The sequence below is a fragment of the Undibacterium sp. YM2 genome, assembly GCF_009937975.1.
Taxonomy (GTDB): domain Bacteria; phylum Pseudomonadota; class Gammaproteobacteria; order Burkholderiales; family Burkholderiaceae_D; genus Undibacterium.
Genome location: NZ_AP018441.1, coordinates 3,344,717 through 3,361,082, shown reverse-complemented (window position 1 = coordinate 3,361,082; position 16,366 = coordinate 3,344,717). Strand labels below are relative to the sequence as shown.

10 protein-coding genes, 3 tRNA genes and 3 pseudogenes are annotated in these 16,366 nt (G+C 50.7%); 9 read left to right on the top strand and 7 right to left on the bottom strand.

Features of this window, described 5'->3' with window-relative positions; all coding sequences use genetic code 11:
- Positions 1–13: 13 nt before the first annotated feature.
- The 3 genes and pseudogenes from UNDYM_RS15170 to UNDYM_RS31380 all read left to right on the top strand — a co-directional run bounded on the left by UNDYM_RS15170 (position 14) and on the right by UNDYM_RS31380 (position 1,549).
- Complete coding sequence (locus UNDYM_RS15170) at positions 14–697, top strand: Fe2+-dependent dioxygenase (protein ID WP_162041782.1); 684 nt, start codon at positions 14–16, stop codon at positions 695–697.
- A gap of 27 nt (positions 698–724) precedes the next feature.
- A complete protein-coding gene (locus UNDYM_RS15165; protein ID WP_162041781.1) occupies positions 725–1,006 on the top strand; it encodes a PepSY domain-containing protein in 282 nt (93 codons plus the stop codon).
- Between the two features lie 46 nt (positions 1,007–1,052).
- A pseudogene (locus tag UNDYM_RS31380) lies at positions 1,053–1,549 on the top strand (cytochrome b/b6 domain-containing protein).
- Positions 1,550–1,843: 294 nt separating this feature from the next.
- Here the strand turns inward: UNDYM_RS31380 and UNDYM_RS15155 are convergent.
- The 4 genes from UNDYM_RS15155 to UNDYM_RS15140 form a co-directional block, all read right to left on the bottom strand.
- Positions 1,844–1,919 (bottom strand) — tRNA-Asn (locus UNDYM_RS15155).
- 193 nt (positions 1,920–2,112) lie between these two features.
- Positions 2,113–2,188, bottom strand: a tRNA-Asn gene (locus tag UNDYM_RS15150).
- A 99-nt stretch (positions 2,189–2,287) separates the two neighbouring features.
- Positions 2,288–2,363, bottom strand: a tRNA-Asn gene (locus UNDYM_RS15145).
- Positions 2,364–2,422: 59 nt separating this feature from the next.
- Entirely contained in the window at positions 2,423–3,637 is a 1,215-nt protein-coding gene (locus UNDYM_RS15140; protein WP_162041780.1) for an amino acid aminotransferase, read from the bottom strand.
- A 98-nt stretch (positions 3,638–3,735) separates the two neighbouring features.
- Here UNDYM_RS15140 and uvrB point away from each other — a divergent pair, with 98 nt between their 5' ends.
- A complete protein-coding gene (gene uvrB, locus UNDYM_RS15135) occupies positions 3,736–5,826 on the top strand; it encodes an excinuclease ABC subunit UvrB (protein ID WP_162041779.1) in 2,091 nt (696 codons plus the stop codon).
- Positions 5,827–5,953: 127 nt separating this feature from the next.
- Complete coding sequence (locus UNDYM_RS15130; RefSeq protein ID WP_162041778.1) at positions 5,954–6,487, top strand: hypothetical protein; 534 nt, start codon at positions 5,954–5,956, stop codon at positions 6,485–6,487.
- 425 nt (positions 6,488–6,912) lie between these two features.
- On the opposite strand, the gene UNDYM_RS15125 is transcribed toward UNDYM_RS15130, so the two are convergent.
- Complete coding sequence (locus UNDYM_RS15125; RefSeq protein ID WP_162041777.1) at positions 6,913–8,226, bottom strand: diguanylate cyclase; 1,314 nt, start codon at positions 8,224–8,226, stop codon at positions 6,913–6,915.
- 240 nt (positions 8,227–8,466) lie between these two features.
- On the opposite strand from UNDYM_RS15125, the gene UNDYM_RS15120 reads away from it, so the two are divergent.
- The 4 genes from UNDYM_RS15120 (at position 8,467) to UNDYM_RS15105 (ending at position 11,055) form a co-directional block, all read left to right on the top strand.
- The gene (locus UNDYM_RS15120; RefSeq protein ID WP_162041776.1) at positions 8,467–9,048 is read left to right on the top strand and encodes a DJ-1/PfpI family protein; all 582 of its coding nucleotides are present in this window, start codon (positions 8,467–8,469) and stop codon (positions 9,046–9,048) included.
- 71 nt (positions 9,049–9,119) lie between these two features.
- A complete protein-coding gene (locus UNDYM_RS15115; RefSeq protein ID WP_162041775.1) occupies positions 9,120–9,464 on the top strand; it encodes a ribbon-helix-helix domain-containing protein in 345 nt (114 codons plus the stop codon).
- Between the two features lie 152 nt (positions 9,465–9,616).
- Complete coding sequence (locus UNDYM_RS15110) at positions 9,617–10,201, top strand: TetR/AcrR family transcriptional regulator (RefSeq protein WP_162041774.1); 585 nt, start codon at positions 9,617–9,619, stop codon at positions 10,199–10,201.
- Between the two features lie 77 nt (positions 10,202–10,278).
- Complete coding sequence (locus UNDYM_RS15105) at positions 10,279–11,055, top strand: SDR family NAD(P)-dependent oxidoreductase (protein WP_162041773.1); 777 nt, start codon at positions 10,279–10,281, stop codon at positions 11,053–11,055.
- A 67-nt stretch (positions 11,056–11,122) separates the two neighbouring features.
- Here UNDYM_RS15105 and cphA (UNDYM_RS15100) read toward each other — a convergent pair.
- A pseudogene (cphA, locus tag UNDYM_RS15100) lies at positions 11,123–13,692 on the bottom strand (cyanophycin synthetase).
- Between the two features lie 176 nt (positions 13,693–13,868).
- Positions 13,869–16,045 (bottom strand): annotated as a pseudogene (gene cphA / locus UNDYM_RS15095) (cyanophycin synthetase).
- Positions 16,046–16,366 lie beyond the last annotated feature (321 nt).

The window sequence follows — 16,366 nt, the reverse complement described above, 5'->3', positions numbered from 1 at the left end:
ACGGGATGGATTTATGCTGAATGTGATTGAAGGGGTATTGAGCAAGGATGAGGTGCGGCAGTTCCGCAGTTACCTGGATCAGGCTGACTGGCAGAATGGTACCCGCACGGCAGGTACGCTTGCCTCGCAGGTCAAGAACAATCTGCAGATAGATGATGAATCAGATCTGGCGATACAGCTTGGCAATCATATCCTGCGCAAACTCGGTGAGCATCCCGTGTTTATTTCTGCCGCCTTGCCACAAAAAATTTATCCGCCAAAATTCAATCGCTATCAGGATGGCGGCGGTTATGGCCTGCATGTCGACAGTGCCGTCATGATGATGCCTGGTACCCGCCAAAACCTGCGCAGTGATATGTCTGCAACCCTGTTCCTGGCCGAGCCTGATGAATATGAAGGAGGGGAGCTCGAAATCGAAACCGACTTTGGCGCGCAGACCGTCAAGCTTGAAGCTGGCGACATGGTGCTCTATCCTTCTTCCAGCCTGCACAGGGTTGCGCCAGTGACTGAGGGTGCAAGAGTGGCGTCCTTTTTCTGGATAGAAAGCATGGTCAGTGATGAGGCTGAGCGCAGCATGCTGTACGATCTGGATCAGTCCATACAAAAATTGACGCCCCTGGTGGATGCGCAAAATTCTGCGCTACTGAGGCTGACGGGCGTTTACCACAACTTGTTGCGCCGCTGGGCAATTACTTAATTTACTTTACATTGTCAGGAGTTATCCATGAGATTGAATAAACAAGCTATTTTTGCTGCAATTGTCCCTGTAGTATTTGCCATGTCTTCCAGCAGCGCCTGGGCGCACGGCGACGTCAAATGCACCACCGAGCCAAAAGAAAAATGGCGTCCACATACAGAACTGGAAGCAAAACTGGTCAAGGAAGGTTGGCAAATCCGCCGTATGGAAAAAACCACCAGCTGCTACGAAGTCTATGCCAAAGACCCTAAGGGCAAGCGTGTAGAAGCCTTCTTCAACCCGGTCACATTCGAACGCGTTGAAGAATAATCCGTCCGTACGGGATACGCCCGTATGGGACTTGCCTGTGCGCCTGATGCACTGGGCGCAGGTCATTGCCATCATCGCCGCATGGATCACCAGCGGCATGACCAATTCTGTCCATGAATACGTGGGCTACAGTGCTGGCGTATTGGTACTTATACGCCTGTTCTGGGGCGGCATCGGCAACCGTTATGCACGTTTCAGTCAATTCCTTAAGCCGGTTCCGGCAACGCTGCAGTATCTGCGTCTGGTCATTCATTCCAAGGCCCCGCGTTACATAGGCCACAATCCCCTGGGGGCTGGATGATGCTCGCACTTCTATCCTGTGTGGGTTTGCTGGTTTTGACCGGCTGGGCCATGGGTACGGACTTGCTCTGGGGTTATGCATGGCCAGTGCGCGTGCATGTCGCTATCGCCTGGACCATGGTTGGCCTGATTGCCCTGCATGTGCTGGGTGCCATCTATACCGGCTGGCAACACCGCGAAAACCTCGTCAAGGCCATGCTGACGGGTAAAAAAACAGCACCAGAACCCGGTGATGTTGATTGAATGCCGTTTGATAGTTGACTATCAAAATCGTCGATAAGATTTTTTCAAAACGTCGAGGGAGTTTGCTGCGAAAGGATGGGGAAATACTTGTACGATTTTCTTTGCCCGGGATAGTACGTCAACCGGTATTTGTTCACCTGAATTCTTGAGTTGTTTCGAACCGCTATTTACGCCGCGTACATAAAGCCTGGCCCATGAAACTCTGAACTCTGTATTACTTGTCCGTCATGCCTGATAAGGGCAGGGCGGAAAAAAAAGAGTTACTGGCTCTGGCAAGTAACTCTTTTCTAAATTTGGCTCCCCGACCTGGACTCGAACCAGGGACCTGCGGATTAACAGTCCGTCGCTCTACCGACTGAGCTATCAGGGAATAGAAGATATGATGATCTTCATAAAACTTTTACTACATTCTTTTTGGCAGTGATTTTTGTCAAGTTCACTGCTCACTTCATTTCTTGCTGCGAAACCCGTTGCAGGATTTCGCTTTTTCATGCTCTGCCAGACAAATCTGGCGGAAAAAAAAGAGTTACGAGCATTAGCAAGTAACTCTGCTTTTACAAATTTGGCTCCCCGACCTGGACTCGAACCAGGGACCTGCGGATTAACAGTCCGTCGCTCTACCGACTGAGCTATCAGGGAATAGAAGATTTGATGATCTTCGTTAAACTTTATAAACTAATACTTATTGCTTCGTTCGCAGTGATTTTTTGATAAGTTCACTACTTACTTCGAATTCTGTGGCTCCCCGACCTGGACTCGAACCAGGGACCTGCGGATTAACAGTCCGTCGCTCTACCGACTGAGCTATCAGGGAACAGAGACAAAAATTATATTCGCTCACCCCTGATTTGTCAATACGCAAGTCTTGGTGAATTACAGAACCTTGGTAATTGCTTCAATAACGTTGTTTATATTCTTGTTATTGAGGGCAGCTACACAGATGCGGCCCGTATCAACCGCATAGATAGAATTGTTCTCACGTAATTTGCCAACCTGTTCTTTTGTCAGGCCAGAATACGAGAACATGCCGCGCTGCTGGACCACAAAATCAAAATCATGGCCTGGAGCCTGTTCCTTGAGCTTGCTGACAAAGGCATTGCGCATTTCGCGTATACGTACGCGCATGCCTGCCAGTTCCTCTTCCCATAGTTGACGTAGTTCTGGTGTTGCCAGCACAGTTGCTACTACCTGGCCGCCATGGGTAGGTGGATTGGAATAATTGGTACGGATCACGCGTTTCAATTGCGACATGATGCGCGCTGCTTCTTCTGCACTGGATGCCGCAATGCTCAGGGCACCGACACGTTCGCCATACAAAGAGAAGGATTTGGAGAAAGAATTCGAGACAAACAAAGCGCCGCCAGCTTCAGCAAAGCGACGTACTACTTTGCCATCCGCTTCGATACCATCACCAAAACCCTGATAAGCCATGTCGAGGAAAGGGATGAGGTTGCGCTGAGTAACTACGGCAATGACGTCTGTCCATTGATCATCAGTCAGGTCAGCACCGGTTGGATTATGGCAGCAAGCGTGCAGCAATACGATGGAGCCTTCAGGCATGGATTTCAATGCATCCAGCATGCCAGCGAAATTGACGCCGCGTGTCGCTGCATCATAGTAAGGATAAGAGTTGACTTTAAAACCAGCCGATTCAAACAGGGCGCGGTGGTTTTCCCAGCTTGGGTCGCTGATCCATACTTCAGAATTTGGTGTAAAGCGTTGCAGGAAGTCTGCACCGAGCTTCAGCGCGCCAGTACCGCCGATAGCCTGGGCAGTAATTGCACGTTTTTCCTTGACGACATCGCTGTCAGCACCGAACACCAGTTCCTGTACCGCTTTATCATAGGCAGCCAGGCCTTCGATAGGCAGGTAAGTGCGTGGAGCGAATTTTTCCATCAAAATAGCTTCGGCTTTTTTGACGCATTCCAGCAATGGTACCTTGCCATTGTCATCATAATAAACGCCTACACCCAGATTGACCTTGGCAGGGTTTTGGTCAGCATTAAAGGCTTCAGTGATGCCCAGGATAGGGTCGCGGGGGGCCATTTCTATGGCGGAAAACAGGGGTGAAGATGTGGAAGCAGTCATCGTGATAATATGGAAATATTTGTCGTTGCCGACAGTAATGGTTGGAATGAGGCAGATTGCATAATACAGCCACCTATTTTAGCAAAGGTAATCGCATCATGGCCGTAGCACCAGTTAATTCAACAGCTTTGTCAGAACAGTTGGACGAATCAAAATTTATCAGTTTCCCTGATTCACCTTATCAGTTGTATCAAATGTTCCAGCCAGCGGGTGATCAGCCAGCGGCAATTGCACAATTGGTTGAGGGTATCAGTGACGGTTTGTTTTTTCAGACACTGCTGGGAGTGACGGGGTCGGGTAAGACTTACACGATGGCAAACGTGATCGCCAGGACAGGTAGGCCGGCCATCATCTTTGCACCTAATAAAACCCTGGCAGCACAGTTGTACAGTGAGTTCAGGGAATTCTTTCCACGCAATGCGGTAGAGTATTTTGTCAGTTATTACGATTACTATCAACCAGAAGCGTATGTACCGCAGCGCGACTTGTTCATTGAGAAAGATTCTGCGATCAATGAGCATATAGAACAGATGCGTCTGTCCTGTACCAAATCACTGATGGAAAGACGGGATGTCATCATTGTGGCTACTGTCTCTGCCATCTATGGTATTGGTAACCCGAACGAATACCACAAGATGATCCTGACTCTGAGAGCCAGGGACAAGGTCAGCCAGCGTGATGTCATTGCCCGCCTGATACAAATGCAGTACAAGCGCAATGAAGTTGATTTTGGACGTGGTACTTTCCGTGTGCGTGGCGACACCATTGATATTTTCCCGGCAGAACATGCCGAGATGGCTGTGCGCGTGGAGATGTTCGATGATGAAATCGAAAACCTGCAATTGTTTGATCCGCTGACCGGGCGTATCAAACAAAAGATACCGCGCTTTACAGTCTATCCAAGTTCTCACTACGTGACACCGCGCGAAACAGTCTTGCGGGCCATCGAGACCATCAAGGAAGAATTGCGTGAGCGCCTCGACTTCTTTCGCCGTGAAAACAAACTCATAGAAGAGCAGCGCATAGAGCAACGCACCCGCTTTGATCTGGAGATGATGGCCGAGATTGGTTTCACCAAGGGGATTGAAAATTACTCACGTCACCTTAGTGGTGCCCAGGCTGGTGAACCGCCACCAACTTTGGTCGATTATCTGCCGCCAGATGCGCTGATGTTCCTGGATGAATCGCATGTGCTGACTGGCCAGTTGAATGGCATGTACAACGGCGACAGGGCGCGCAAAACCAATCTGGTCGATTATGGCTTCCGTCTGCCATCGGCGCTGGATAACCGCCCGCTGAAGTTTGCAGAATTTGAAAGCAAATTGCGCCAGACCGTATTTGTTTCAGCTACACCAGGTGATTATGAAGACCAGCATTCCGACCAGACAGTGGAGCAGGTGGTCAGGCCAACAGGCCTGGTAGATCCAGAGATAGAAGTGCGCCCGGCATTGACACAGGTTGATGACTTGATGAACCAGATTATCGAGCGCGTCAAAAAGCACGAACGGGTACTGGTCACCACTTTGACCAAGCGCATGTCAGAACAGTTGACCGAATTCCTCAATGAAAACGGCATCAAGGTGCGCTATCTGCACAGCGATATCGATACCGTAGAAAGGGTGGAAATTATCCGCGATCTGCGCCTCGGCACTTTTGACGTGCTGGTCGGCATCAACCTGCTGCGCGAAGGGCTGGATATCCCTGAGGTGTCACTGGTGGCTATCCTTGATGCAGACAAAGAAGGTTTCCTGCGTTCTGAACGCAGTCTCATCCAGACCATAGGTCGTGCTGCGCGTAATCTGCACGGCAAGGCTATATTGTATGCTGACAAGGTCACCGACTCAATGCGCCGCGCCATTGGCGAAACCGAGCGCCGTCGTAACAAACAACTGGCCTTCAATCTGGCCAATAATATTACGCCGACAGGCATACGCAAGCAGATCAAGGACATCATCGATGGCGTCTATAATCCACAAGAGGCGAGGGAAGAACTGGCAGTAGCGCAAGAACAGGCGCGTTATGAAGTCATGAGCGAGAAACAGATCAGCCGCGAAATCAAGCGCCTGGAAAAACTCATGCTGGATCATGCGAAGAACCTGGAGTTTGAAAAAGCGGCCCAGGTCAGGGATCAGTTAGCGCATGTCAAGGAGCAGTTGTTTGGTGCGGGTGGGCATGATTCAGTGGGCTGAGTTGTAGGTACTTTTATCAACAAGGCCTGAAAGAGTGTAAGTTGAGCAAAAGATGCAGCAGGCGGATTAATACTATTCACGAGACGAGTGGCATTAGCTTTATTCGTGGTATCAAATAGAGGTATGCATGTATTTTAGTTCTTCAGATTCCATAATATTACTTTTTGTTGTTATTTTATTTCCCTTGGCTGCTTCACTGATTTTGTTGATAGTCATGTTTATGCATAGAAGAGGGGATAAGGCAATTTTTTCGTTATTGATTAGTTTACTTTTCTTGTGCGTTGTCGCTTTGAGTTTTCGTAGCGATATAGTGGCCCTCCTGTGTTTTTTGCTTGGTCCTTGGTTGATTTGTATCACTATGTTCTTTACCTATTTATCAATAGTAAAGAAAAAGCCAGATGTTGATTTGGATAAAGAAAGTAATCATCCCAATTATTACTACACTAGGCGTGTTTTCGATCCATGCCTGTTCTATGGTAAAGATGGCAGGCTGCTTACATATGAAGATTCTTTGGATCACATGTCTTTGTTTGATATAAATGATTGCAATGAATTCTTAAGTTCAATTGGTTATCCGCTTGCAAAAAAAGGTGAGTCACTTCGTCAGTCTAGACAGCGCTGCGTTGATGCATATAAAAAAGAGTACATAAAATACTCGTAAACTGATTTTTGATACTATTTGCCTATGCTAAAACAGCGTGAATTCCGGCCTGTACATCCTTGGAGAAAGCCAGTCGCGCGCATGGGCAGGATAGAATTAAAGCGCCAATTGACCAGAGTATTGATACTTGAGTACAGGAACTCAATGAAGAAACCATTTCCTCAGTGGGGATGGGAGAAGCCTGTATCAATGCACCAACTGCGCAGGAGGCGATTGCGTCTCGCGAGTCAATATGTTTTGCTACATGAGCCTGTAAGCGCACTGTTTTTTAAAAGAAGCCTTCCGCGCGGTAGAGAATGGCCAGGTACAGGAAAATTACTTTCGTCACCTATCTTTTCCTGGGAGGATGGTATGTGGGCTCAACGAGCCTGCAGCCTTCCGTTGGCGCATATCAACACGCAACAAATTTAAGAAGTCTGGGTAGCTTATTTGCCACTAACACAAACCTGATTCCGCCCACCTTGCTTGGCCTGATACAGCATCGCATCTGCCTGCAAGAACATGGCATTTTCGGTATTCCAGGTCGGAAAGTCGGCGATGCCGCCGCTGAAGCTGAAGTTTTTATTTTCACCGGGTTTGACTTCGAAGACGATTTTGCCAAAGGCTTCGCGCAAGGCGTCGAGTTTTTGTTTGCCTTGTGCCGGTGTGCAATCCCAGAAAACCACGACAAATTCTTCGCCACCAAAACGGCTGAGTAAATCTTGCTCGCCCAGTTGTGCGGACAAGACCAAAGACAAACGCTTGATGACGATGTCGCCAAAGTAATGGCCCCAGGTGTCATTGATGTTCTTGAACTTGTCGATGTCGATGATGCCGTAGGCCAGCGGTTTGTTTTCGCGACTGGCGCGGCGTATCCATTCCTGAGCCTTTTTCTGCAAACCGACTTTATTCAACAATCCAGTGGCGCGGTCGCGGCTGATCAGGTCTTTGCTGGCGCGAATTTTATTGACGCGGTTCAGTAGCTGGCGTGTCAGTACATCAGCGTCGCTGGGTGTTAGTATTTCATCAAAGCCGCTATCAAGTGCGCGCCTGGCCATGGCCGGATCAGGGCGGCTTTGCAGCAGGATGATTTCGCGGCTGGGGTCAAATTCTATATTCTTTTTGAGTACGCGTACCAAGGCTTCTGTCTGCAAATACTGGGCCTCATCAATGAGCACGATATCTGGTTGGGCTTCCTTGACGCGCACATGCAAAGAACGTGCATCGGGATTGTGCAGCAGTTCTATATGGTTTTCTGCCAGCAGGGCAGTGTCGAGTGAAGATAGCTCGCCGCAAAGCACGATGGTATTAGTCTCACCGCGCTTTTGGCGGGCAAAGATATTGAACAGCTTATCGACCAGCACCTCATTGGTGATGGGTTTTTCTGCGTAGGCCATGCAATTGCTATCAACGAGTTTTTGTTGCAGCAAGAAGCGCTCGCCCTGGCGCACGGTCTGCAGGTAGATATAGCTCTGGTCATCTGGCAGACGCTGCAGCAAGTCGCTGAGGAACATGGTCTGGCGGCGGGTGTGCTGCATGTCATCCTGCATGTTGTACAGCACATCAAGGTCTATCACGAACAGGTCATGACCTTCGGAAGATTGGACTGCCTTTACAAAACTGCTCATCTGGTCAAAAAACAGGATGTCGAAGTCGTACTTATGGGCACCGATCAATAACTCTTCTTTGTTATCGATGATGAAAAAGGTTTGCGTAAGCAACAATACCCGATTTTTATACAGCGGTCCTGCTTCTGCCATGTTGTCTCCAGGCTATAAACGATACCCGCCCCGTATGATCGAATTCCAGAGCATGAATTGATTTTATACGAGTTCCTGTTACTGTTTGATTAATACGTCGCAAAATATCAATAAGAATGCGCAAAATATAGTTAATTTCCAGACGGAAATCTCTTGAGCCATGTAGTAACCCGTCATTACCTGCGATGCTGAAATTTGCTCAACAATGGGTCTCCTTCAAACCAAGATTCAGGAGACATCATGGCAGCCAAAAAAATTCTTATGCTGGTCGGTGATTTTGTAGAAGATTATGAGGCCATGGTGCCTTTTCAAAGCCTGCTGGCAGTTGGGCATGCAGTACACGCAGTGTGCCCTGACAAAAAGCCCGGTGACTATGTGGCTACCGCCATCCATGACTTTGAAGGCCAGCAGACTTATACCGAGAAACCAGGTCATAGATTCAGCATCACCCACGACTTTGCCGGTGTCAAGGCGCAGGATTATGATGCCTTGCTGATACCTGGTGGCCGCGCGCCAGAATATTTGCGCCTGAACCCACAAGTGATTGCCATCGTCCAGCATTTTGCTCAGACCAATAAGCCGATAGCCGCAGTTTGCCACGGTGCGCAGATACTGGCTGCCGCCAGGGTGCTGGAAGGCATTAAGTGCTCAGCATATCCGGCTTGTCAGCCAGAAGTCGAGGCGGCAGGCGGGCACTATGCCAATATCGCTGTAACTGAAGCAGTCACTGACAAGAATTTTGTGACCGCACCTGCCTGGCCAGCACATCCAGCCTGGATAGGGCAGTTCCTGACATTGCTGGGCACTGAAATAAGCTTGTAAGCAAGTTTGTAAATTAGGCAAGTACCGTATAATCGTCAGAAAATAAATCTTGACGATGTGCGGGAGGAAACATGTGTGAGATTTTTGTCAAAGCCGACCCTGGACTCTATGAATCCAGGGCGCGCTCCTTACGCCTGCATGGTGTGGTGACTTCCATACGGCTGGAAAAGATATTCTGGAATGTGCTGGAAGAAATCGCCACACGCGACGGCATGAATACCAATCAACTCATCACCAAACTGTATGATGAGTTGATTGCCTACCGTGGCCAGATCGATAATTTTTCTTCTTTCCTGCGGGTTTGCTGCTTGCGCTATACCTCGCTGATGCTTGATGGTGAAATCGTCAATGACAAGCAAGTGCCGCTTGCCGGTTTGCGTAATGCGGGCGCTGAGTCCAAAGGTTTTTTGATCTGAGTATTTATTTTGCCTGCGCCTGATGTCGAGTCAGGTGCTGGCATGCTTGCACTAGCACAAAAAAAGTTGCTTGACACAGCAAAGCATAATATCTATTATGCCTACCAACTAGACGGTAAAAGTGTGGCGAACACATCTCAGGTAAATAGAGCATGAAGCATTTTTCAGAAATCTCACCCATGGCAGAGCGCATTATTGATGTCGCCCAGGGGCTGATACAGCAACAAGGTTATAACGGTTTTTCCTACGATGATATTGCCAAGCTGGTAGGAATCAAAAAACCTAGTATCCATCACCATTTCCCCAGAAAAGAGGATCTGGTTTCTGTATTGGTGCAGCGCTATACCCATGTATTTCGTGGTGAATTACTCGGTATAGAAGGCCGTCATGCCAGTCCAGTCGAAAGACTGCGTGCTTATGCTGCCGTTTTTGAGCAAACCTTTAACCGTGACAAGCGTCTTTGTGTTTGCGGCATGCTTGGTGCTGAATCTGGTTCCCTGCCTGAATCTGCAGCGGATGAAGTGGCGCGCTTCTTTAAGGTCAACCTTGACTGGCTGGCCCAGATTATAGGCGATGCCCAGCATGCTGGCCTGGTCACAAAAAATTGCGCTGCAGACTCGCTGGCACAAACCTATCTGAGTGCGCTCGAAGGGGCGATGGTGCTGGGGCGTGGCATGCGGACCACTCAAGGGCCGGCTGAAATTGCGCAGACTTTTCTTTCCACCGTGTCAGTCTGAGACTGGCATTTTTTTACGTATGTAAACTACCATTCGATAGGTAGGTAATTGTAGTGTTTGAAATAAAGGAGTAATTAATGAATACTGATTTCCAAGGCAAGAAACTATTGGTCATAGGTGGCACCAGCGGCATCGGGCTGGAAACTGCGCGCATGGTACTCAATCAGGGTGGCAAGGTGGTGATCGTCGGCAAGCGCAGGGACAAAGCCGAATCTGCGCAACAACAATTGTCTCTGTCCGGGGAAGTGACTGCACTGACTGCAGATTTAAGCAGGGCAGAGGATGTAACGCAGTTTTTGAATACGCTTGATGAAAAACACAAGGACATCGATTTGCTATTGAATGCGGCGGGCATTTTTTCCCCCAAGGCTTTTCTTGAACACAGTGAAAGTGATTATGACCAGTACCAGGCTTTGAACAAGGCCTTGTTCTTTATTACCCAGAAAGTTGCGGCCAATATGATAGCCAGCGGCAGCGCAGGAGCTATCGTGAACATAGGTTCTATGTGGGCAAAGCAGGCGATTGCGGCGACCCCCTCATCTGCGTATTCCATGGCCAAGGCAGGCCTGCATTCACTAACCCAGCACCTGGCCATGGAACTTGCCTCTGCCAATATTCGGGTGAATGCGGTATCGCCCGCCGTGGTCGAGACGCCGGTGTATGAAAGTTTCATTCCCAAGGCAGATATTCCTGCTGCCCTGCAAGGTTTTAATGGTTTTCACCCCATAGGCCGTATCGGTACACCTCAAGATGTGGCGGAAGCTATTAGCTTTCTGCTCTCAGATAAAGCGGCCTGGGTGACAGGCGCAATATGGGATGTAGATGGCGGCGTCATGGCGGGCCGCAACACCTGAAGAAATTACGCAAAAAAGCCGGGTCATGGTGAGTGACCCGGCTTTTTTATTGCTGAATGTAGACAGCTTAGCCTGCTGCAACACGCTTGGCGATATGCGCCAAAGCTTCTTCTACCTGGTCTATCAGAATCAGGCACAGGTCGCCTGCCTCGAGTCTGTCCATGGCCAGGTCAATCGCGATGAATTCACCATTGATTTCATCGATGCGTGAAGTTTTTGTTGCCTGCTTCAGGCCTTCACGCAGGAGGGCGACAACTTCACCGTCTGCGCGGCCACGCTGGCATTGATCCTGGTATAGCACTACGTCGTCAAAGGATTCGCCGAGGATTTCAGTCTGCTGGCGTATGTCCTGGTCACGGCGGTCACCGGCACCACTGATGACGACAGAGCGGCGTTTGGCAGGCATGGTTTCTACCGCGCGCACCAGTGCCAGTATCGCATCCGGATTGTGACCATAGTCGGCAATCAGGGTTGCACCACGGAAGTTGAAGACATTGAAGCGGCCAGGCGCATTGTCGGCTTCATTGGCAAACGACAACAAGCCTGCGCGTATGCTGTCCCAGTCAATATTGATTGCCCAGGCAGCGGCCACGGATGCCATGACGTTCTCGACCTGGAAGCCTATGCTTCCATTGCGGGTTATAGGGATATCAGCCAGTGGCACGCTATGGCGTGTCTTGCCTTCTGCGGCGATCAGATGACCGTTTTCTATATATACCACCCGCTTGCCCTGAGCCCTGTGCGTTGCCATGACGGGATGCTGGTGGTCTGCGGCAAAGAAGATCACGGCAGACGGGCAATTGCTGGCCATGGCCGCAACGATAGGGTCAGCCGCATTCAGCACGGCATAGCCGTTGTCGGAAACGTTTTGCACGATGACGCGTTTTAATACGGCCAGGTCTTCTACCGTGGTGATGTAGTTCAGGCCAAGGTGATCGCCAGAACCGATATTGGTGACGACTGCAACCTGGCAACGGTCATAAGCCAGGCCTTCACGCAAGACGCCGCCACGGGCAGTTTCAAACACGGCTGCATCAACATCCGGGTGGGACAGGACATTGCGGGCACTGCGCGGGCCGCTGCAATCGCCGCTATCAATCTGGCGGCCTGCAACATAGACGCCATCCGTATTGGTCATGCCTGTACGCAAACCACTGGCTGTCAACAGATGGGCAATCAGACGTACTGTCGTGGTTTTGCCATTCGTGCCGGTAACAGCAATGATAGGGATGCGGCCATCGTCATGGTCATCAAACATCGATGCGATAATCGCTTCACCGACCTGTCGGCCTTTGCCAAAAGAAGGAGAGAGGTGCATGCGCAAACCTGGCGCAGCATTGACTTCAACGATGCCGCCATTTTGCTGTTCTATCGGTTTCAAGACGCTGTCACAGACCAAATCGACACCACAGATGTCCAGCCCCACCATTTGTGCGGCAGCCACTGCGCGGGCCGCAACTTCAGGATGCACATCATCTGTCACATCGGTCGCTGCGCCACCGGTAGAGAGATTGGCATTATTGCGCAATACCACCCGCTGTCCCTTGGGTGGAATGGAATCCGCCACAAAGCCTTGTTTTGCCAGGCTGGCGAGGGCGATATCATCAAAACGTATCTTGGTCAGGGAAGTAGAGTGACCACTACCACGGCGCGGGTCTTTATTGACTTGCTCGACCAGTTCACGCACGCTTTGCTTGCCATCACCCACCACTTGCGGCGGGTCACGACGGGCAGCGGCAACCAGTTTGTTGCCCACCACCAGCAGGCGGAAGTCATTGCCGGGCAAGAAGCGCTCGACCAGGATGTCATCGCGGAATTCGCTGGCGGCATGGAAGCCTGCATCCAGTTGTTCGCGTGTTGTAACGTTGACGGTCACGCCTTTACCCTGATTACCATCCTTGGGTTTGACCACCACAGGCAGGCCGATTTCAAGTGCTGCTGCCCAGGCATCATCCGGGTCGGATACTGAACGGCCCAAAGGCACAGGTACGCCAGCGGCATGCAAGAGTTTCTTGGTCAGTTCCTTGTCTTGTGCAATGGCTTCTGCAATCGCACTGGTGCCATCCATTTCTGCTGCCTGTATCTTGCGCTGGCGGCTACCCCAGCCAAAGGCGACCAGACTGCCATCGGTCAGGCGGCGGTAAGGGATGTTGCGGGCAACGGCAGCATTGACGATGGAGCCGGTAGATGGCCCCAGGCGTACATCTTCATCGAGATCACGTAATTGCCCCAGTGCTGCTGGCAAATCAAAGGCCTGGTCATTCAGTGCGGCATTGATGAGTTTTTCTGCGAGTTCCACGGCCAGGCGACCTACGGCTTCTTCCGTGTATTCAGCTACAACCTGGAAAATACCTGCTTCCAGGGTTTGCGTAGTGCGGCTGAAGGTGACCGGGCAACCGGCTTCAGCCTGCAGGCCCAGGGTCAGCAATTCAAACACATGGGCCATGGGATGGCATCATCATGGCCCGTCGGCTGCAAGATGCTGAGTTGCGGGAACAGGGCGCGCAAACGGTCTTCAAAGCCATTCAGACCGGCAATTGACATCTCTTCATTTGTGCAGGCAACAATCGCTTCTACGGCCGTATGGTGGCTCCAGAGATTGGGACCGCGCAGGGCACGGATGCGTGATACTTCCATAAAACTTAATCCTGTTGAAAAGGGCGTCAAACGAGGGTGTACTGATTTTTACAGCCTGAGCATGCAAGCACCAGAAATCACACCATCAGATAAATAGCAAATTCTAAGAGTAAACAATATATCTTGTATTTATGCGGAGGCCAGGCTTGGCATCCGCACTATGATGCTTAATGCAATCAGTAAGGCGCTTTCTTGCTGGAATCAAACGTCCTGAGACCTGCACCGATGAGCTCTGGTGTGATGTTCAGTGCCATGCCGCAGCAACAGCCGCAAGTACACTTTCCGCCTGGGCGACCTTGGCAGGCTTGAGTGAACTCAGCGGCAACAGAGCAGTTTCAGTTTCACCATCTGCCAGCACGATATTGTTATCACGCAAAAATACTACACGCTCACCAAGGGCGCGATGATTGACGATGGCTTCGAGCAACGGATCCTTGCCATAAAAAATAACCTTGCCATCGCAGAGCTCAGCCAGGTCTGCCACCGCAGGGTCGGCAGCATTCAATACCGCGACGCCATCCGGCAAAATGACATCCACCTGGGTACGCAAGACTTTGCGCATCTGATCCGGGCTGTCTATGTAGTAGGCGCCAAGGTCGGCATGCCCATCCAGGTCAGTAACGACGCCAACCGCGCATTTGTCATAGGCCAAGCCATCGCTGAGCATGGCTTTGGCATTGGTTTCAAATACGGCGGCTTCTACAGAACGGTTGATCAGCAGCCTCTGGCCAGCTTCCCAATTCGCGCAATCACCATCGGTGACCAGACGCTTGTTCAGGAACAGACCCTGGGCGCAGGCAACGCCGGTTTCCTTGCCGCTGATATTGATCAGGGCACCGATCAGGCGGGCAATCAGGCTGCAACCCTTGGTGCCGGCAACACCGACGATGCTGATGCGGCCACTTTCTTCAGGCGCAAACAAATGATTGATGATGGCTTTGCCAACCGGGCGGCCTTCGCCATTGGCGGGTTTGATATGGGCCAGCAAGCCTGGGCTGGCATTGACTTCAATAATTGCCGCACCTTGTTCCGCCATGGGGCGGGAAATGTCTTCTGCCACCAGATCAACCCCGGCGATATCCAGGCCGACGATACGCGCGGCCAGTGTCGCTGCATAAGCGATATCAGGATGGATTTTATCGGTGACATCAAGAGCGACATTGCCGTTAGGCTGTATCAATACTTTTTGTCCGGCCAGCGGAATGGAATTCGCATCCATGCCCTGACGTTTTAATTCGAGAATGATTTCTGCGCCTGCTGCCGGGTCCAGCGCATTCAGCGGGCAGTCTTCTGTCGTACCACGGCGCGGGTCAGTATTGATCTGGTCATCGACCAGTTCAGTAATATTCGATTTGCCATTGCCTGTGACCCACAGCGACTCACCTTTGCCGACTGCAACGACCTCGTTACCAACTACCAGCACGCGGTGTTCATCACCAGTGACGAAACGTTCAACGATGACGCTTTTGCTGTCCCCCTTGCGTGAAGCCAGCTCGTAGGCGGCAATCACGTCTTCCTTGCTCATCAGGTTCAGCGAAACACCGCGGCCATGGTTGCCGTCATAAGGCTTGATAACGACCGGCAGACCGATATCCTGCGCTTCTTCCCAGGCTTCTTCCGCACTGCGCACGAGAGAACCTTCTGGGACAGGCACACCACAGGATTGCAGCAGGGTCTTGGTCAGGTCCTTGTCACTGGCGATGCTTTCAGCAATCGCGCTGGTGCGGTCAGTTTCTGCTGTCCAGATGCGGCGCTGTGCAGCACCATGGCCGAGTTGCACCAGATTGCCATCTGTCAGGCGTATGGAGGGGATGCGGCGCTCTGTGGCTGCATCAACGATACTGGCTGTGCTTGGGCCCAGGCAACGGTCATCGACCAGTTCACGCAATTCGGTGACTTTGGTCTGCAAGTCAAAAGGCTGGTCTTCGATTGCGGCCATCAGCAAGTCGCGGCCAATTTGCAGGGCTGCGCGACCTACCTGTTCTTCACGGGTACGGAAGGCCATTTTATACACGCCGACTACATTGGTAGAGCGGGTTTGGCCAAAGCCAGTACGCATGCCAGCCAGGTTTTGCAGTTCAAGTACAACATGTTCAAGGATATGACCAGACCAGGTGCCTTCACGCAGGCGCTCCAAAAATCCGCCACGCTCACCGACACCACAGCGATGCTCTATGATGCCAGGCAACCAGGTCGTCAGACGCTCATACAGGCCGGGGATTTTATTCGATGGAAATTCTTCCAGCTCACCGATATCCAGCACTGCTTCAATGACAGGGCGGTAAGTCCAGATATTCGGGCCACGCAAGTGCGTTGCGCTGAGAATGCGGATGTCTTTCTTGTTTGTTGTCATGTATGTAAACTTTTATAAGCCGGGTTTATGCAGACCAGGTCTTGTCATTTTTAGAGCGTTTCTTCGTTTTCCCTGAATGCACCATGTCCTGGGCTGGCTAGGCTAAATGAGATTTTCTGGTGTCTTGAAAATCTTGCTATAGCTACAATGTTACTTCGCATATCCTGTTGAAAGCGGCTTGGAAAGGCACGCTTGCTGATATACTTGCGCGCCAGCGCAAAAGCAGTTCATCCTCTTGATCAGATTTATCTGATTATTTTTCTTCCGATAGAATACCGTAAATTGCTGCTTCCGTGACATGGCTTATGCCTGAAACGGAAA

Coding starts and splice junctions, on each gene's coding strand:
- UNDYM_RS15110 (WP_162041774.1), top strand. CDS start 9,617: ATGAAGCATTTTTCAGAAATCTCACCCATGGCAGAGCGCATTATTGAT.
- UNDYM_RS15125 (WP_162041777.1), bottom strand. CDS start 8,226: ATGGCAGAAGCAGGACCGCTGTATAAAAATCGGGTATTGTTGCTTACG.
- uvrB (WP_162041779.1), top strand. CDS start 3,736: ATGGCCGTAGCACCAGTTAATTCAACAGCTTTGTCAGAACAGTTGGAC.
- UNDYM_RS15120 (WP_162041776.1), top strand. CDS start 8,467: ATGGCAGCCAAAAAAATTCTTATGCTGGTCGGTGATTTTGTAGAAGAT.
- UNDYM_RS15165 (WP_162041781.1), top strand. CDS start 725: ATGAGATTGAATAAACAAGCTATTTTTGCTGCAATTGTCCCTGTAGTA.
- UNDYM_RS15130 (WP_162041778.1), top strand. CDS start 5,954: ATGTATTTTAGTTCTTCAGATTCCATAATATTACTTTTTGTTGTTATT.
- UNDYM_RS15105 (WP_162041773.1), top strand. CDS start 10,279: ATGAATACTGATTTCCAAGGCAAGAAACTATTGGTCATAGGTGGCACC.
- UNDYM_RS15170 (WP_162041782.1), top strand. CDS start 14: ATGCTGAATGTGATTGAAGGGGTATTGAGCAAGGATGAGGTGCGGCAG.
- UNDYM_RS15115 (WP_162041775.1), top strand. CDS start 9,120: ATGTGTGAGATTTTTGTCAAAGCCGACCCTGGACTCTATGAATCCAGG.
- UNDYM_RS15140 (WP_162041780.1), bottom strand. CDS start 3,637: ATGACTGCTTCCACATCTTCACCCCTGTTTTCCGCCATAGAAATGGCC.